We start from the raw sequence: 18,408 nt of genomic DNA on the forward strand, positions 1-18,408 counted from the left end.
AAATTTACCCATTAAGAAATTGGGCTATGTATAGATTTGTACCACTTATTTTTGTTCTTGCAATATTATCTAATTCAAGTATTGCAGGCACGTTTACCTCCAATGGAACCGGAGCCTGGGACCAACCCGGAACTTGGATTTTTTCCGGAGATGCCAATGGGATTCCAGATGCAGATGATGATGTTACTATTCTATCTGGCCATGTAGTTACTGTTGGTGGCGGCATCAACGGGAATTGCCTGACATTAACCGTAAACAATGGCGGTAATATCGCTATTGGTTCTGCCGTACTTTACATTTGGGGTGATTATACCAACAACGGTATAGAAAGCAGTTCGGGTGCTATTTCCTTTAAAAATTCCGGCCTTATTAGCGGGACAGGTACGTTTGGTGCTAGTGTTCGTTACACTATCGCAAATACCAGAACTATCAGTGCCGGTACAGTTATAACAAAAAACGTAACTGTTCGTTTCCTCGACAATGTGGTTGTAACTAACAATGGATCTCTTACTTTAACATCAACCGTAAACGGCAACAATGTTACTTTTACCAATGGAGCAACAGGAAGTTTAACGCTTAAAACGACCGGATTTTTAAACGGAGCCGGAAATGTATTTAACGCTTCAGCGTCAGGAAATACGGTCACCGTTCAATACAATTCCAGTACGCTACCTGCAGCCAGCTCAAGTACATTTCATCACCTGGTGATCAATGGAACAAATATTACCCAGCCTTCTTCTTCCGTTGTAAATGGTAACTTTACAGTGAACGCATCCAGGAGTTTCTCCATGAACGGCTTCGATTTTAGCGTTGGTGGAAATTTTGCGAATTCAGGAACATTTACCGTTTCTACCGGTAATGTAACATTCAATGGAACAAGTGCTCAAAACGTGACTTCCTCTTCTGCAATTGCCTTCAACAATGTAACGTTTAACAATGCAAGCGGGGTTAATGTAAACTCTGGCACTTACACCATTAGCGGAGTAATGACTGTATCGGCTGGAAACGTAAACACAGGAAGCAACCTGATTACACTTCTCTCCAATGCAGGATCTACTGCCCGTATAGCCCCTGTTACTGGTTCCATCTCCGGATCCATGACAATCCAGCGATTTATCTCTGCCCGCTCGGCAGGATATTCAGATATGTCCAGCCCTGTTGTATCTTCCACCTTTCAGGATTGGGATAATGAGTTATTGCTAATCTACCCGTATAATCCTCCCGGATCATATCCATCCCAATGGTCGTACAATGAAGATGTGCAATTTGATTATGTTCCGATTACATCAGCTGCAACTGCACTTACTCCAGGAGTTGGATATGAGGTGTATTTAGACTCGGACGGAGGTTATACCACCTTTAACGCCACCACCTTAACAACAGTTGGAACGCCGAATACAGGAGCCGTGAATGTAACTGTGACCCGGGTTAATGATGGATGGAATTTAGTTGGAAATCCGTTTGCTTCTTATGTTTCCATTAATACTCTTAGAAGCCAGAATTCTGGCGAAATCGCAGCTACCTGGGGTTTTTATGACGAAACCATTTCAGACTTTTCATATACCACCGGTGGTGAGGTTGCTCCTCATCAGGGATTTTGGGTAGAATCGAATTTAGCCTCTACAACCTTAACCTTTAATGAAACGGCTAAAACAACGACTACCTCGAGTACCTTTAGAAACAGCGAAGAGGTTCGACTTGCGCTTAAGCTGGAAAGTGAAGGTTTAACCAAATTTACTTCTAGTACCTATTTCGAGTTTTTAGGTAATACCTCAACGGAATATGAACAAGGCACGGATGTTACTTTCAAAAAAGTACCTCATCAGCATGCTCCTGCTCTTTATTCATATAGCACAGATGGAAAAGCGCTACGTATTTCCAAAATGCCTTTTGAACTGGAAAAGCAAATCCCCCTCGAATACAACGTTGGCATTGAAGGTTTCTATACGCTTTCGATTAACGACATGAGTATTGCGCAGGATTTGGGTTATAGCTGCGTGGTGTTGGAGGATAAAAAAACTGGTTCGTTCCACGACCTCAGCTCGGGGGCTTACCGTTTTAATGCAAGTCAGAATGAAAAATCGCGTTTTGTACTGCACCTCAGCAACAACAACAGCGCCTGCGAAAAAATTCAAAGCTCAGCAGTTGCCGCATTGGAAGGTGTTAACATCAATCGCACCAGCGAAGGTGTGTTTGTGGAGTACAATTTAGATAGCGACCAAAGCTCGGTGATTTCTGTTGTAAATGTACTGGGTCAGGATATCGTTAATGCCCGCAGCGTTAGCGTATCCACCGGAAAAATCCGCATCCAGTTACCGGCCGACTACAGTGGTATTTTCATTGTAAACGTGCAACTTGGCGATAAAATGATCAGCAAAAAATTCTTTAATCTCTGATTTTAATTAGATTTGCACCATGTCGAAGAAATTCCTCTTACTTATTTTTCTGGCCTTTCTGGCAACGCAAATCAACATGGCTTATGCCGGTATGGGTATGGGTCCTCCCAACCCTCCATGCGGAGTAGCGCCTTATCCTCCATGTCCGGTGCCTATTGATGGCGGACTTCTTTTCCTGGGGGCAGCCGGTGCCGCTTTTGCCGGTAAAAAGCTTTACGATAAGAACAAAAAACAACCTACTGCATAATACGATCCCCGGTCCTCCGGGGATTTTTTTTCAACGAATATGGACCTGAATCTCCGGCATCCGATCGCAAAATTTCTGCTTCGCTTTGCAGGACTGTATTTGCTCTGGTTCCTGCTTTACGATTTATGGCTTCACCCGAAGGGTGATTTGGACTCGGGTGTTGTTTTTTACACCATCTGGATGGCAGAAGATCTCCTGGAATTGCTCGGTTATTCGGTAGTAACCTACAGCAGCAGAATTCTTGCGGTGGAAGGAACCTCCGGTCTATCGGTTGGTGATGCCTGCAATGCCGTAACGCTGATTGCATTATTTGCCGGATTTATGATTGCCTATCCCGGAAAAATAAAACGCAAACTCTATTTTATTGCACTCGGTTCCATTTCTATTTATGTACTCAATGTATTGCGCATTGTTGCACTTGCCGTGATGGAAACCATTTCCAGAAGTGTTACGGAATTCAATCACAGTTACACCTTCACTTTTCTGATGTACGGCTACATTTTTTTCCTCTGGTATTGGTTTATCCGTAAAGAAGAAAAAGAAAATCGACAGGCAGCATGAATCGTTGGCGAATGGTTGGTGGTATTCTTGCAATGATTTTCCTCTTTGCATGTTGCGGTTTATACCGTGATGCCTTTTTTCGTCACCTCAACGCGCAGATTTCTGTGCTCGAATACGGAACCGATTCCTTCGAATTTCAATTTGGACTCCAATTCATGGGTAACCTGAGTCTTGCTGCCCTGCTGAAACTAAAATGGATAGCTACATTGGGATTTTCATTGGTGTTTTTTGGAATTTCCTGTTTGGGAATCCGCATTTGGTTTCATCGCCGTGAACATTATTTCTGGCTGATTTTAATTTACGCTGCAGCCATTGTTTTATCGGCACTTGCCATGCTGGTGGGAAAAATTTCGGGGATGCAAGAGCAATGGTATTATTTTGCGCGCTGGATGATGGGTGCGGCACAATCGCCGGTATTATTTTTGATTGTTGCGGCATTATTGCTTTCGCCATTGGCAAAAACAACATCTTCTACTCAAACACCGGAATAGATCCCTGATACGGATCTTTTTTGAGCGATTGAATAACGGCCCTGCGCCACGATAATCCCGCCGGAGCATTGATGATTTCATAGAGTGGATATTCATCGCTCAACACCAGTGCATCCTCTAAATTCAATTCTTTTTCCGAATAAAAAACAGCATTGTCGGGTATAGGATTTCTCCCTGCAACAAAAACCAGATTTCGTGTTTCCACATCTTCATGCGTGGGCCAGATAATCGCTTCCAATCCCGCATGGCGTATGGTTTTAAAAATACAACGGGCACCTCTTCCTTTTTCTCCATCAATAAAACCGAAACTGTTGATCAGTAAAATTCCATTTTCCGAAAGCAAGGTTTTGATTTCCTCTATGCTTTCACGGGTGATTAAATGACTGGGGGTATCTTCTCCTTTAAACGTATCGAATAATATTAAATCGTATTTATTTTTCGTAGTGCGGATAAAATGCCGGGCATCGTCGATGTTCACCTTCACCTCGGGTGATAGTCCAAAATAGTTCCGAGCCACGTATTCCATTCGCGCATCGAGTTCGCAAACTTCTACCTGAAACCCCTGGCGGTATAACATCTGGGCAGCGGATCCTCCTCCTAAGCCCAATACTAATGCCTTTGGTTGTTCTATGCTAAAGGTATCAGCAAGCGTCTCCAGTTGATGAATGTAACTGAAATACATTTCTTCCCCGGCGGCGGTATCGGCATAGGGATTATACATCGATTGCGAAACGCGGTTTACAAATAACCAGCGGGTGTATTGGCCGTGGCGAGAAGTGTCGCCCGAATAAATATCATTGGGAAAATCGAGGATCATGACTTGTCCCAATAACCCTTCTGAGTTGTAAACTAATTTTACTGCATTGGCCAAACGGGGAGCTGCTGCAAATTGTAGCATCCAGAAAAAAAAGAAAAGCAAGGCTAATCCGCTAAAGTCTTTTTTTTTTAAAAGCAGAATTGCCGGATAAATTCCCAATACAATTCCGGTGATGATGGCCGGGTAGCTGAGTCCGAAATAAGGAATAATCCAAAACCCAAATGCAAAAGTGGCAAGGATTCCTCCCAGTGTAGAAATAGCGTAAATGGTTCCGGCCGCTTGTCCGGCATGCTCCACATCGCGTGTAATATTCCGGATAATTAATGGCGAAACCATTCCCATCATAAACACCGGAGGGAATAAGATGATGAGTGAACTAATGGTAACGGCCGGCAAGAGGGATAAATAACCGAATAGGTGCAAAGTGAATTTTCCGGTAAAGGGTAACAGGATCATAAAAACCGCAGCAAGCACCAGCACTTTGTACAAGGCCTTTTCCGGATCTTTTTTCGAAGAGAAAAATCCGCCCGTAAAATATCCACCGGCTAATCCACCGAGGGTAATGGCCATTACGGCCGACCAAACATAGAGTGACGAACCGAAAAAGGGTGCCATCATTTTGGCCCCGATCAATTCCGCGGCCATCACCGAGGCTCCTTCGAGAAAGGAAAGTAAAAGAAATGTTTGAGCGGCTTTCACACAACGAAAATAGTCAATTCTTTATTCCTTATTTAATCCCCTATCTTCGTTATGATGGTAGAGCATTGGATATATGGAATAAAAAGCGGTAAAGGAAAAATCCTTCTCCTTGCCTTTTTCTTGCGTTTACTCTGGCTTCTGACCCTTCCCCATCCTGAAAACAGCACGCGACTGGCCGATTCCGAGGGCTATATTGCTATTGCGCAAAACATCATGAACGGAAACACCTACAGCATGAGTGTTGAAGAACCTTATTATCCCGATGTATTCCGCACGCCACTTTATCCCTTGTTTTTAATATTAAGCGGGGGTCAATCGGAGCTATACTTTTTCACCCTGGTGCTACAGCTATTCATGTCGCTCTGGATTATTCACCGGGTGATGCAATGGACCGAACAACTCAGCGCTAATAAAAAAATAATTTACCTGATGGGTTTGTTGCTGGCAATGGATATTCCTTCTATTGTTTTTTCCACCCTGGTGATGACGGAAACCTTGTTTTCTTTTTTGCTGATTGAAGCATTTTACCAATGGAAACAAGCATTCGACAGCGGCAGGCCAAGACTTTTTTTATGGGGATCGTTCTTGTTGGGACTCGCCGTTTTAACCCGCCCGATTCTGCTTTATTTTCCGGTCCTTCTCAGTGTTTTTTTATTGGTAATTACTCTCAGAAAAAAAATAGGCTGGCGCATTTTTATTTACATGCAAATTCCTTTTTATGGAATGATTTCACTGTGGATGCTACGTAATTTCATGATCATGGGTCATTGGTATTTTTCCTGCATTGGTAGTTTTAATATGGCCTATTTTTCGGCTGCCCAGCTTCGCTCGGAACAGGAACACATTTCACTGAATGAAGCGCGTCATCAATTATTCGAAGAAGCACATCAGCACATCGGGAAAAATCCCTATGAATATCCCTTAGAATTTTACGGCGCATTACAGGAACTGGCATTGCGGGAAATAAAAAATCATCCGTCATCTGCCATCTACCATGCACTCGGTGCTGAACTTCGGCTTTGGTTTTATCCCATGCGCGGATATCTGCTCCAACAACGCTCGGGCGAAGCAATGCAACAAGCCTGGAGAAATACCGAAACTGATCCCTTCACCTTCCTGCTCATCATCGTGCAAGAGTTGCAAACAATGATGATTTGGACCGGCGTAGTATTGGCTCTTTTCTCGATTAAAAACTGGCTGAACCTAACTTATTTCACACTTCTTATTCTGCCCCTCATTTATGCCTTCATCACCGGTAGCGGTGCAGAAATGGAGGCCCGTTTTCGCATTCCCTGGCTGCCTTTTTTACTGGTTTTAGCAGCATTGGGTTATTATCACCGGGTGATGAAAAAAGGAATAGGCGCAGAACAAGCTTAAAGGATAATTTTCTTTTTATCTTCGCCCCATATTTTTCCTCTATGAAACGCGACGAAACCATTTTCCATTTAATCGATGAAGAAAAAGAACGTCAGACTCGTGGTATCGAGCTGATTGCTTCTGAGAATTTTGTAAGTGAACAAGTGATGCAGGCCATGGGTTCTGTACTCACAAATAAATATGCAGAAGGACTTCCCTCCAAGCGTTATTACGGTGGTTGCGAAGTAGTAGATAAAGTGGAACAATTGGCAATAGATCGTTTAAAACAATTGTTCGGTGCAGAATGGGCCAATGTACAACCTCACTCGGGTGCTCAGGCAAATGCCGCTGTAATGCTGGCGGTTTTAAATCCGGGAGATACCATTCTCGGTTTCGATCTGAGTCACGGTGGTCACCTCACACACGGTTCACCGGTTAACTTTTCAGGAAAATTATATCGTCCGAATTTTTACGGTGTAGAAGAAGCTACAGGTCGTGTTGATTATGATAAAGTGGAAGCCAAGGCCAAAGAATGTATGCCAAAACTCATCATCTGCGGTGCCTCTGCCTATGCGCGCGATTGGGATTATGCCCGTTTGCGCAAAATTGCAGATGGAATTGGTGCTTTGTTAATGGCCGATATTTCTCACCCTGCGGGATTAATTGCTGCGGGATTACTGAACGATCCGATGCCGCATTGCCATATCGTTACCTCAACCACACACAAAACCTTGCGCGGACCACGCGGTGGAATCATTATGATGGGGAAAGATTTTGATAATCCGTGGGGACATAAAACACCAAAGGGTGAAATCAAAAAAATGTCGGCACTTTTAGATGCAGCCGTTTTCCCGGGAACACAGGGTGGTCCGTTGGAACATGTGATTGCTTCCAAAGCTGTTGCTTTTGGTGAAGCACTTTCGCCTGAGTTTAAAGAATACGGAAAACAGGTAATAAAAAATGCAGCAAAAATGGCGGAGGAATTTATTGCCCGCGGATATAAAGTGATTAGCGGAGGTACCGATAATCACAGCATGCTGATTGATCTCCGTTCTAAAAACCTGACCGGTAAAGCCGCAGAAAATGCCTTGGTACTCGCCGATATTACAGTAAATAAAAACATGGTTCCATTCGATGACAAATCGCCTTTTGTTACTTCGGGAATTCGTGTTGGAACGCCGGCTATAACTACACGCGGACTGAAAGAAAACGACATTCCGAAAGTGGTGGAACTGATGGATAAAGTGTTAATGAATATGGACAACCAATCGGTGATTGATGAAGTGAGAAAAGAGGTGAATCAACTGATGGGTGGTCGCCCGCTGTTTGCATGGTAATTGAAAAGGACTCTTCGGAGTCCTTTTTCTTTACAACCTTTTGCTCTTCGCTGCGTCTTGCTTTTGTTATATTTATACAATGATCCCTTTTCATCGTCCCACGCTTACCGGCCTCGAAGAAAAATACCTGGCCGATTGCATCCGTGAAAATCACTTTTCCGGTGGTGGTTCATTTACCCGGGCGTGTACTGATTTTTTGAAAAAGGAATTTTCTTTTCCCGAAGTTTTTCTCACCACCTCATGCACGGCTGCACTCGAAATGGCAGCTTTGCTGATCGATATTCAACCCGGCGATGAGGTGATTGTTCCCTCCTACACTTTCGTGAGCACGGCCAATGCCTTTGCATTAAGAGGAGCACAAATACGCTTTGCCGATTCCTGCAAAGATCATCCGAATATCGATCCGCAATCGGTTCGCAAATTGATCAATGAAAAAACAAAAGCGATAGTGATTGTGCACTATGCAGGAATGGCTTGCGATATGGCAGCTATCATGAAACTGGCTATGGAGAAAAATATCTTTCTCATAGAAGATGCTGCCCAATGCGTTTTTTCGCAGTACAACGATACACCTCTTGGAAGCTTTGGAGATCTGGCGGCTTTTTCTTTTCATGAAACAAAAAACATTCACTGCGGAGAAGGCGGTGCTTTGGTGGTGAACAATAAAAAACTAAGAGCTCAGGCAGAAATTCTATTGGAGAAAGGAACCAACCGCATCGAATTTTTACGAGGTAAAGTGTCATCGTACGAATGGAAATCGATTGGTTCTTCGTATACACCTTCAGAATTAAATGCTGCTTTTTTACTGGCACAACTCACAGCGGGAAAAGACATCACGCAACAACGCATCAGTAACTGGAATTTTTATTTCGAGCAACTACATAATGTAAAAAGCGAACACTGGGGACTTCCACAGGTAGAAGATTATATGCGGCACAATGCGCATCACTTTTTTATTCGTTGTAAGGATAAGGAAACGCGCGACCGGCTTATTTCATGGTTTGCAAAAAACGATATCAAAGTGGTGTTTCATTATTTGCCTTTGCACCAAAGTGAATTTGCAAAACAACATTATGGAGATGTATCCCTACCGCATGCAGAAGCTTTTGGCGATGCATTAATTCGTCTCCCACTTTATCATTCCATTACAAAAGCAGAAATGGAACAAGTGATAAAAACCTTGCTTGCGTTCTGATGCTTATTGCTGAATATAGCGGTAAGTGATGGTTCCCTCCTGAGGTTCCGGCGCAGTAGATGAGGCTTCGAATTTTGCACGGTACACATAGGTCATGGCCGCACTGCGCATGCAATCGTCGGTGACATTCGACTTTGAATTATCGATACTCGCACTTGTTACTTTTCCGCTGCGGTTCACTTTTATTTTCATCACAATGGTGCCACTACCGATACAGGTATACGAAGGCTTGGGAAGTTTTTCGTGTCTTCGTCCGCCAAGATCATAGTCCACTGTAGTTGTTCCCTTCATCGCCCCGGAAGAACTACCCTCGTTATTTTTTTTGTCGTTGGGATCGGGATTCGGATTGGGATTGACTTTTTCTTTTTGCGTATTGGTTTGAATCGCATTCGGATCGCCGCCTCGCTCGTTAGCCAGTTTATCAAACTCCGCTTTCTCCATGGCTTTTAATTCCTCGTACACACTTTTCTCTACACTCGACTTATCGAAACGTGCATCGTATTTCTGAGTACTTGCTTCCTGTTTATCGGCCTTATTAAATTCGGTATTGATAATTTTTCCATTGGCATCTGTCTGCATCAATTCTTCGGGTTTAGGATCTTCCTGCACCACTTCTACGGGAATAGAACTTTCCTCCTCCAGCTGCAGCGCCGGAACGTATTTGGTGACCACCACACTCTGGCTATACACCAGAAAGCCCATGTGCAACACAAAGGTTCCGATAATTCCCCAACGGTGTTTTATGATAAAATCACTAATCATTTACGCTACAAATCTACGTTTCCTGCCTATCAACTGTTACCCTTTTCCTTGTGTTTCGTTCACAAAAGTGAAATCAAAAAATAGAAATCCATTTAGAAACAAACACAACAATCTAATAAACAGTTGATTACGATATTAATGGTAAACATTCAAAATATTAATCCTGCCTCATTCGTCTTACTGTTCAATTAAAGGGAATCATTACCTTTGCCCCTTCTAAAAAACAACACGTTCAATGGATAGAAATTCCGTTATTGGATTAATCCTCATCGCCGGAATACTGGTGATTTTTTCCATTTTCAATTCGCCTTCGGAAGAAGAGCAGCGTTTAATTGCTCAACAACGCGATTCAATTGCCCGCGCCGAAGAGGCAGCTCAGAAAACAAAACTTCAGGTTGAAAAAGACAGCAGCAAAACTGCCGTTTTGAACAATGCAGGAAATGAAGTAGTGGTTCCGGCAACAGATTCAAGTTTAATTGGCTTAAATGCTGATTCCCTTTCTGCCGTTAGAGATTCAATTCAAATGGCACAGGAAAGTTCTAAACTGAATGAGCGTTTTGGAATTTTTTCTGCTTCTGCCAAAGGAGAAAAGAAATATGCCGTTATCGAAAACGATAAGATCCGTGTAACCACCACCAATCAGGGTGCACGCATTGTAAGTGCCGAGGTAAAAAATTACCGCACCTATAGCGATTTCGTTGCCAATAGCGATCAGCCTTTACGTTTGTTCGATGAAGATTCTACCAGCATCGGGTTGCGTTTTAACATGGGCAACCTGCAACTGAATACGCTTGACCTTTTTGCTCAAACCACTTCCGGACCTTTGCTAAAAGTCAGCGGCGAAAACAATAAAATCACCTACCGCTTTGCAACTGAGAATGCAGGGAAATACCTCGAAGTAGTCTATACGCTTCCAGAAGATGGATATGCCATTAAAATGGATATAAATGTGGTGGGATTGGAAAGTGAAGGCGTTGCATCATCGTTGGAGATGAACTGGAATTCGAAATTACTCTCTACCGAGCGATTGGTGGATAATGAAAAAATCACTTCCTCTGTATTCTTTAAATACACCGAATCCGGAAGATCTTATTTAAGTGAATCATCTTCCGATCAATTGACCCTGGAAGCAAATGCTTCATGGATTGCCTTTAAACAAAGTTATTTCTCGGCAGTAGTGATGTCGGAAAAGGGAATTAATTACGATGGATCTCAAATTTCCATCAACATGATTAATTCTAAAAAGTACATCAAAGAATACAATGCCGATTTAAATATTTCCACTGCAGATGCTGCAAAAAGTAATGTGGCTTTACAATTCTATTTCGGTCCCAACGACCGTGATGAACTGGCGAAGTTCAACAATGGTATGGAGGACATCGTTAACATCGGTTGGGGAATTTTCGGTTGGGTGAATAAGTGGCTGGTTATTCCGGTATTTAATTTACTGGATTCACTGGGCATCAATTACGGTTTAATCATTATCCTGTTGACCCTGATCGTAAAAATCATCATTATGCCATTGACTTATAAAAACTATAAGTCGAGCGCAAAAATGCGTGTTTTGAAACCGGAAGTAGATGAAATCGGAAAACGCATTGGAACGGATGATCCATTGAAAAAACAACAAGAGGTAATGGCCCTCTACCGTAAATCCGGTGTAAATCCTATGGCGGGTTGTATTCCTATGTTAATTCAGATGCCGGTATTGATTGCCGTGTTCCGCTTTTTCCCATCGGCAATTCAGTTACGTCAACAAGGCTTCCTGTGGGCTGAGGATTTATCTTCCTATGATTCTGTTTTAAATTTCGGATTCAGCATTCCATTGTATGGCGATCATATTTCATTGTTCGCTTTATTAATGGCTGTATCTACCATTTTAATTACACGCATGAACAGTGGACAGATGGACACTTCCATGCCAGGGATGAAATTCATGATGTACTTCTTCCCGGTAATGATGATTTTCTTCTTCAACAGCATGGCTTCCGGTTTGAGTTTCTATTACTTCATCTCAAACATCATGTCGCTGGTAATTATGTGGGGAATTAAAAAATGGTTCATCGATGAACAAAAAATTCTGGCTCAAATTCACGAAAACAGAAAAAATCCGAAGACTCAAAAGAAATCCGCATTCATGCAACGTCTCGAAGAAGCTCAGCGCATGCAACAACAGAAAAAAAATGGCGGTAAAAAATAATAAAGCATAAATCGATATAAAAAAAGACGACCAATGGTCGTCTTTTTTTATTATAGTACAGCTATTTTAACCGATTTAATCCAATCCTATAAATGTCCCCTTCGGATGTTTTACACTATACATCAATTTAAACTGATTGTTTTGTCCGGGTTCCAATTTTATTTTCCAGGTTACCACACCGGTTTGATCATTCAGTGACCCGCCACTTTTTTCTTCCCGTTTAACTTCAATAGAAGAAACAGAGGATAATGGAAACTGATCCTCGATAATAATATCGATGGCTTTGTTTTTACCATTGCGTACTGTAATATCCCATTGTCTGGAAGTGGTTTGATCATTACCGATAAATTGTCGTTTGCTATATTCTTTCACTTTTTTTCGTTCAACCCGCACGCCTTTATCGCGACCTAATGAAATATCGAGTGTATCCTTCAGAAATTTTGTATCGAGTAAGGTATTGCCGATAAAGGTATTTTCGAAAAATACATTCGCTTGTCCTTCCAGAAAATTGTATTGCTCCCAATCACTCATGCGTGCAGTGAGAAAAACATCTTTATCTAACCGCGGAGCGCAATAATATTGATATTGAGCAGGAGCTAGAATACTTTGAATTTGCACGGTGTAAGATTGCTGATTGGAGGGAATCGAATATTTTTCTTCAATTACAAATTCCGCATTAACAATGTTGAGTTGTGGACTAACCTGCGGCTGCGCATTTTGGGTTTGTCCGGATTTTTTAGACCGTGTTTTACGAATACTTTTCACCTCCACTTCCTGCAATGAAGTCGCATTCATCATCATGCTTGGTGACGCATAATACAATTGCGAAGTGCCTTCATTGGCAATGATGGCTCCATCTGCATAACCCATTCCATTTCCACTAAAAACTATTTCCGGACGCTTATCCACAGCCACTACAATTTCTTCTTGTTGTTTTAAGGGTTCCATGTAAACAATAAATTCATCATCGTTCACACTGATGGATTGATTTTGATATCCGACAAAAGAAATCGTTAAAGCATTCCCGTTTTGTGGCAAGGTCAATGCAAATTTCCCTTCCGAATCGCTGGTGGTTCCCACATTGGTTCCGTTTACCATAATCACACTTCCCTTTAAAGGCTCTCCGGTTTCTTTGCTGTAAACAACACCTTTCACTTTTACATAGCGGCTATCGGTATACTGATAATAATTGGATTGCGGAATGGGGGATTGATACGATTGATTGAGCTGCAAGTACCAGGGTTGAATCTGAGGTGCTCTGCTGCTGCGGGAAGGATCGCCGGTGGACAATTTTATTTTTACATTCTCCCAGTTCTCGCCGGAGTTTTGCATCACATTGGCTTTGTATTCAATCAGCATTGGTTCTCCAACATTTTTTACACGGATATCATAACTCGGAAACCAGCGTGCGTTGGGAACGATGTATCCAATTTCAAAATCTGCTTTGGTTTCTTTTGTGGCCAGCACTTTTATGACTACCTCATAAGAAACGGTTTGACGGGAAATATTAAGTGCAACAATTTGCTGCATGATGTTTTGCAAATTCTCTGCAATCTGATCCAATTGCCGCTTTACCGATAATTGCTCCGTCATAATTGCATTCATTTTTAAACGCAGCATTTCCTGTGCTTTTACAACCTGTTCTACTGTTACACCTTGGGTAGTAGTGGAAATGTATTGCAAATTGCCAATAATGTTTTCTTCGGCTTGCAATACACTGAATTTCGCAATGAGGTCTTCTGAACTTCGCTGCAATTCTTTTTTCTTAATTTCCAGTTCCGTATTTCTCGTTTTACTCAACTCCTGGTCGTCGTAGTTCACCTGGTGATTTACGGAAAGGATGGTAATATCTGCATCTGTTCTTACTTGCAGACTTTCTTTTTTCAGAAGTGGTGTGGCATCTTTAATTTTTATTTCATGTTCACCTGCCGGAATAAGCAAATAGCCGGTTCTGTTCACCTGCGCACCTGCGGTGAAGACGGTGACATCGCGAATAGCGGTTTTTAATTCAAGGTCCTTACCCCACAAACTAAGAGGTGAAAGGCACAACAAGAGGATGATTTTTTTCATAGCGCTTTTTAGTATAAGATGCGTGAGGAGAATAATTCCATAAGCAAACGCAAAAAAATCAGATTGGTATAAAAAAAGCCGGTCCATTACTGAACCGGCTTCCTTGATGAAGATACATCCATCAAATATCAATTTTTGCGTATTTCGCATTTTTCTCAATGAATTCGCGGCGAGGCGGAACGTCATCTCCCATAAGCATGGAGAATATACGATCACATTCTGCTGCACTTTCAATGGTAACCTGGCGCAGGGTTCTGAATTCAGGATTCATGGTGGTTTCCCACAATTGTTCTGCATTCATCTCTCCAAGACCTTTATAACGCTGAATGTTTACGCTACTGTCTTTCCCTTGTCCTTTTAACTCCGCAATAAACTGATCACGTTGTTCATCGTTCCATGCGTATTTCGCTTGTTGTCCTTTCTTAACGAGATACAGCGGCGGGGTAGCAATGTAAACATATCCATTTTCAATGAGTTCTTTCATGTAACGGAACAGGAAGGTTAGAATTAAAGTGGTAATGTGACTTCCATCCACATCGGCATCGGTCATGATAACGATTTTGTGGTAACGGAGTCTGGAGATATCCAGTGCTTTGGAATCTTCCTCGGTTCCAACTTTAACCCCTAATGCGGTGTAAATATTTTTAATCTCTTCGTTTTCGAAAATTTTGTGGTACATCGCTTTCTCCACATTCAGGATTTTACCACGTAGCGGCATAATCGCCTGAAAACGACGATCGCGTCCCTGCTTCGCTGTTCCACCCGCAGAATCACCCTCAACGAGGAATAATTCGCAAGCAGCCGGATCACGTTCGGAGCAGTCTGCCAGTTTACCCGGCAATGATGTTCCACCCATTACACTCTTACGCTGCACCATTTCACGCGCTTTACGGGCGGCGTGACGAGCAGTAGCGGCAAGAATTACTTTGTTTACGATCTGACGGGCGTCTTTCGGATTTTCTTCGAGGTAATTGTTCAGCATTTCGCCTACGGCCTGATCAACTGCCCCCATTACTTCATTGTTCCCCAATTTAGTTTTGGTCTGACCCTCAAACAATGGCTCTGCAACTTTTACAGAAACGATAGCGGTTAATCCTTCACGAAAATCATCACCCGAAATTTCAAATTTCAAGTTCTTGAGCATCCCCGAATCATCTGCATACTTTTTCAACGTACGTGTTAAACCGCGACGAAAACCGGCAAGGTGTGTACCGCCTTCATGCGTATTGATGTTGTTTACGTACGAGTGAATGTTTTCGGAAAACGATGTATTGTAAATCATCGCCACCTCAACAGGAATTCCGGCTTTTTCGCCTTCCATATACACCACATCAGCCATCAGGGCTTCACGGTTTTGATCCAGAAAACGAACAAACTCTTTTAATCCACCTTCAGAAAAATATTCTTCTCTGCGGAATTCGCCATTGTCGTCTGCCGAACGTTTATCCGTTAAACTCAAGTGAATTCCTTTATTCAAAAAAGCCAACTCGCGCAAACGGGTCGCCAGCGTATCGAATTTATATTCATGAACGAAGAAAATAGAAGTGTCCGGCTTAAACGTAACAATCGTTCCGCGATAATCCGTTTCACCAACTTCCTTTACCGAATAAAGTGGTTTACCAATGGAATACTCCTGCACATAATGCTTACCACTACGGTGAACTTCAACTTTCAATGCAGTAGAAAGTGCATTTACACACGATACCCCTACACCGTGCAATCCACCGGAAACCTTATACGAATCCTTGTCAAATTTACCACCGGCGTGAAGCACCGTCATTACCACTTCTAAAGCAGAACGCTGCTCCTTTTCGTGGAAATCTACCGGAATACCGCGACCATTATCCTTAACGGTAATCGAATTGTCTTCATTGATCCACACTTCAACATGCGTACAGTGACCCGCAAGGGCCTCGTCAATCGAGTTATCTACCACCTCATACACCAGGTGATGGAGACCTTTTTCACCGACATCTCCGATGTACATCGCAGGACGTTTACGAACCGCTTCAAGACCTTCCAGAACCTGTATACTATCCGCCGAATATTCACCAGCTTTTTTCTCGGTTGTTTCACTCATTTTTTATCAGATTTTTAATGTGATTTTTAAAGGAAAACAAAGATAACATTATAGCCCAATTAAAGAGGGAAAAAGAGCTTAAAAATGGAGTAGAAAATCAAAAAAAAATCAACAGAAAACAGGATCAAAAACAAGGTAATTGTTGAAAGAAAAAATCAACCAAAAACTTGTGAAACTCGGAGATTCATCTTTACACTAAAAAATCAATCCCATTTTATTCAATCATCCCGGAATCCAATCCGAATACATGCACCACACCAACCCTACATAACTGATAAACAACACCTTGAAATATCAGAGAAACGACACGGTTAAACGCCGTCCATTTTCTGGAATTCCATACAACTGGATGCACCCCAAAAGAAAAGGCCTGAAAAGGGATTTTACAGGCCTTAGATTCCAAAATTCGGTTCAGACAAGTGTTAATAACTATAAAGCTCTCCAACGCGAAATTTGCCCTTAAAACGAATAAGTGGCTCCGCCCAGGATATTTATACCCTGAACGGGATATTTATACCAGTACTGATAGCGTTGTGCAGCAATGTTGTTGATGTTTAAAAAAGCAGAAATGCGTTTTGTATAGCGGTACTCAATACCAAGGTTTGCATCAACAAAAGGTTTCATTTTGTAAGCGTAGGTTTTGTCGCCATTGTCATAGCTAACCTCTTCCGCTCCATCCACTGCAAAAGGAGAACGTGCCCAACGATTTCCAACAAAAAATATATCAGCACGAATAACCAGCTTATCGTATAAATCATAAAAACCGGAAGCCGTAATTTTTAAATCAGGAATTCCCCAGGCGTGTTCTTCATTGGTTAAATTATAATGGAAATATTCTCCGCGAAGCAGGACTTTAATTTTTTCTGTTTTCTGCCAATTAATCTGACCACTCAACCGAATTAAATCCCCATTGTCGTACACCAATCCGAATTTGGTCTGCGGAGAAAAAACCGTATCCGTAACAAACATCGCCAGATCTTTCATTTTCGTAAATGAAAACTTGGCATTGAATGAAAGCGTAGAACTAAATGTGCCACGGATACCACCATACACATTCAATTTATCAATGGTGTTTCGCAGGTCCTGATTAAAGGTCATTAAAAACGGATTTTCATCGGTTAATGTTTTATAACCATTTCTGCGAACACCACCATCTGCTCCGGCATAGGGGACAAAAATATCGTTGAACAAACTATACCTGAATTCTACATCCGGGAAAAAATAAAAACTGGCATCGCCGCTATAGACATCCATAGCTACTTTTAAACCAGCTTTTCCAATCCAGTTTTTCCCTTTGGAAATGATGTGCGGATTAAATACTGCCAGAAAATTTTCTTGTGCCGTAACCGTTTTTTTATCTTCTAAACAAGTTAGACAACTATCATAGTTATAAGTCCCTTTAAAGGAATTGTACAACAACGAAAAATCAAGACCATAAATTTCCTTACCCATTTTCTTTGCAAGAGAGGTACCACCCTTGATGTAGTTTTCATTCGCACCAAACAGGTCGTTGAAATAATAATAACTCAATTCTTCACGGTGATTGATCTTCAGTGAATCCGGTGTATAAGTGCTCAGATAGGCATTGGCACCGATAAAATTAAATCGCTGGCGAATGGTATCCTTTGCCCAGTTAAAGCTGTCCGGATCAAAACCGTAATAATGCACTACATTTCGCTTATACGAAACATCACCGCCTATCTCCAGCTTATTCACAAAATACTTTCCGTAGGCCGATAATTCATTGTCCGAAAAACCACTGAATCCCACATCTTTTATTCCACCATTGGAGGAGAAATGTTTTAAATGCGCTCCCCAACTTCCTTTCTTGTTATACAAATCGTTCACATACAATTCTGCAAGTGGCATTACATAATTACCAATTCCTCCCTTGGCATAAAAACGATAAAGTTTTGTTAATGGAGTTTTAGGAAAAACATTGGCCGCAGAAATTTTTTCGGGCTCGAATTTTACGGATGATTGTCCCGGAAGATTGTTATACGTCATTGGAGGAACAGCCACTGTGGTATCTGCAGTTTTCGGACTCTCTCCTAATTTAGTAGTACGCACCAGGGAACGTGGAAGTCCGCTCACAATAACGGTTGAATACGTTTCTCCACCACCTGTTTCCTGTGCATAGGAAATAGTTCCTATACAAGCGGCGATGAAAACAATTGCTATTTTGACTTTTCTCATG

Annotated in this window: 13 protein-coding genes; 8 read left to right on the plus strand and 5 right to left on the minus strand. The window is 42.0% G+C overall.

Features of this window, described 5'->3' with window-relative positions:
- The first annotated feature begins 26 nt into the window (after nt 1-26).
- Genes K1X56_00710 through K1X56_00725 form a run of 4 tightly spaced genes read left to right on the plus strand, consistent with a single transcriptional unit; the run spans nt 27 to nt 3,695 of the window.
- Nucleotides 27-2,396, plus strand: coding sequence for a hypothetical protein (locus K1X56_00710; protein MBX7093214.1), 2,370 nt, complete (start codon nt 27-29; stop codon nt 2,394-2,396).
- A gap of 19 nt (nt 2,397-2,415) precedes the next feature.
- Nucleotides 2,416-2,643 carry a hypothetical protein gene (locus K1X56_00715; protein MBX7093215.1) on the plus strand — a complete coding sequence of 76 codons (228 nt, stop codon included), beginning with the start codon at nt 2,416-2,418 and terminating at the stop codon, nt 2,641-2,643.
- Nucleotides 2,644-2,682: 39 nt separating this feature from the next.
- Entirely contained in the window at nt 2,683-3,204 is a 522-nt protein-coding gene (locus K1X56_00720) for an exosortase/archaeosortase family protein (protein MBX7093216.1), read from the plus strand.
- Nucleotides 3,201-3,695: a hypothetical protein gene (locus K1X56_00725; GenBank protein ID MBX7093217.1), complete on the plus strand. Its 495-nt coding sequence runs from the start codon at nt 3,201-3,203 to the stop codon at nt 3,693-3,695. The genes K1X56_00720 and K1X56_00725 overlap by 4 nt, the downstream gene beginning before the upstream one ends.
- On the opposite strand, the gene K1X56_00730 is transcribed toward K1X56_00725, so the two are convergent.
- Nucleotides 3,676-5,211, minus strand: a complete 1,536-nt coding sequence (locus K1X56_00730; GenBank protein ID MBX7093218.1) for a fused MFS/spermidine synthase — start codon at nt 5,209-5,211, stop codon at nt 3,676-3,678. The two genes, K1X56_00725 and K1X56_00730, sit on opposite strands and share 20 nt — an antisense overlap.
- Nucleotides 5,212-5,262: 51 nt before the next feature.
- On the opposite strand from K1X56_00730, the gene K1X56_00735 reads away from it, so the two are divergent.
- The 3 genes from K1X56_00735 (at nt 5,263) to rffA (ending at nt 9,099) form a co-directional block, all read left to right on the plus strand.
- Nucleotides 5,263-6,588 (plus strand): hypothetical protein, encoded by a 1,326-nt coding sequence (locus K1X56_00735; protein MBX7093219.1) that lies wholly within the window; start codon nt 5,263-5,265, stop codon nt 6,586-6,588.
- A gap of 41 nt (nt 6,589-6,629) precedes the next feature.
- On the plus strand, nt 6,630-7,904 hold the full coding sequence (locus K1X56_00740) for a serine hydroxymethyltransferase (protein ID MBX7093220.1): 1,275 nt from the start codon (nt 6,630-6,632) through the stop codon (nt 7,902-7,904).
- Between the two features lie 79 nt (nt 7,905-7,983).
- Nucleotides 7,984-9,099, plus strand: a complete 1,116-nt coding sequence (rffA, locus tag K1X56_00745; protein MBX7093221.1) for a dTDP-4-amino-4,6-dideoxygalactose transaminase — start codon at nt 7,984-7,986, stop codon at nt 9,097-9,099.
- A 3-nt stretch (nt 9,100-9,102) separates the two neighbouring features.
- Here rffA and K1X56_00750 read toward each other — a convergent pair whose 3' ends face one another.
- The gene (locus K1X56_00750) at nt 9,103-9,861 is read right to left on the minus strand and encodes an energy transducer TonB (GenBank protein ID MBX7093222.1); all 759 of its coding nucleotides are present in this window, start codon (nt 9,859-9,861) and stop codon (nt 9,103-9,105) included.
- A 235-nt stretch (nt 9,862-10,096) separates the two neighbouring features.
- Here K1X56_00750 and yidC point away from each other — a divergent pair, with 235 nt between their 5' ends.
- Nucleotides 10,097-12,061, plus strand: coding sequence for a membrane protein insertase YidC (gene yidC, locus K1X56_00755; protein MBX7093223.1), 1,965 nt, complete (start codon nt 10,097-10,099; stop codon nt 12,059-12,061).
- A 75-nt stretch (nt 12,062-12,136) separates the two neighbouring features.
- Here the strand turns inward: yidC and K1X56_00760 are convergent, their stop codons facing one another.
- The 3 genes from K1X56_00760 to K1X56_00770 form a co-directional block, all read right to left on the minus strand.
- The gene (locus K1X56_00760; protein ID MBX7093224.1) at nt 12,137-14,131 is read right to left on the minus strand and encodes a mucoidy inhibitor MuiA family protein; all 1,995 of its coding nucleotides are present in this window, start codon (nt 14,129-14,131) and stop codon (nt 12,137-12,139) included.
- Between the two features lie 121 nt (nt 14,132-14,252).
- Nucleotides 14,253-16,211, minus strand: a complete 1,959-nt coding sequence (gene gyrB / locus K1X56_00765; GenBank protein ID MBX7093225.1) for a DNA topoisomerase (ATP-hydrolyzing) subunit B — start codon at nt 16,209-16,211, stop codon at nt 14,253-14,255.
- A 459-nt stretch (nt 16,212-16,670) separates the two neighbouring features.
- Entirely contained in the window at nt 16,671-18,407 is a 1,737-nt protein-coding gene (locus K1X56_00770; protein ID MBX7093226.1) for a hypothetical protein, read from the minus strand.
- Between the last annotated feature and the right edge of the window lies 1 nt (nt 18,408).

It is taken from the genome of Flavobacteriales bacterium (genome assembly GCA_019694795.1).
Classification (GTDB): Bacteria; Bacteroidota; Bacteroidia; order Flavobacteriales_D; family UBA2798; genus UBA2798.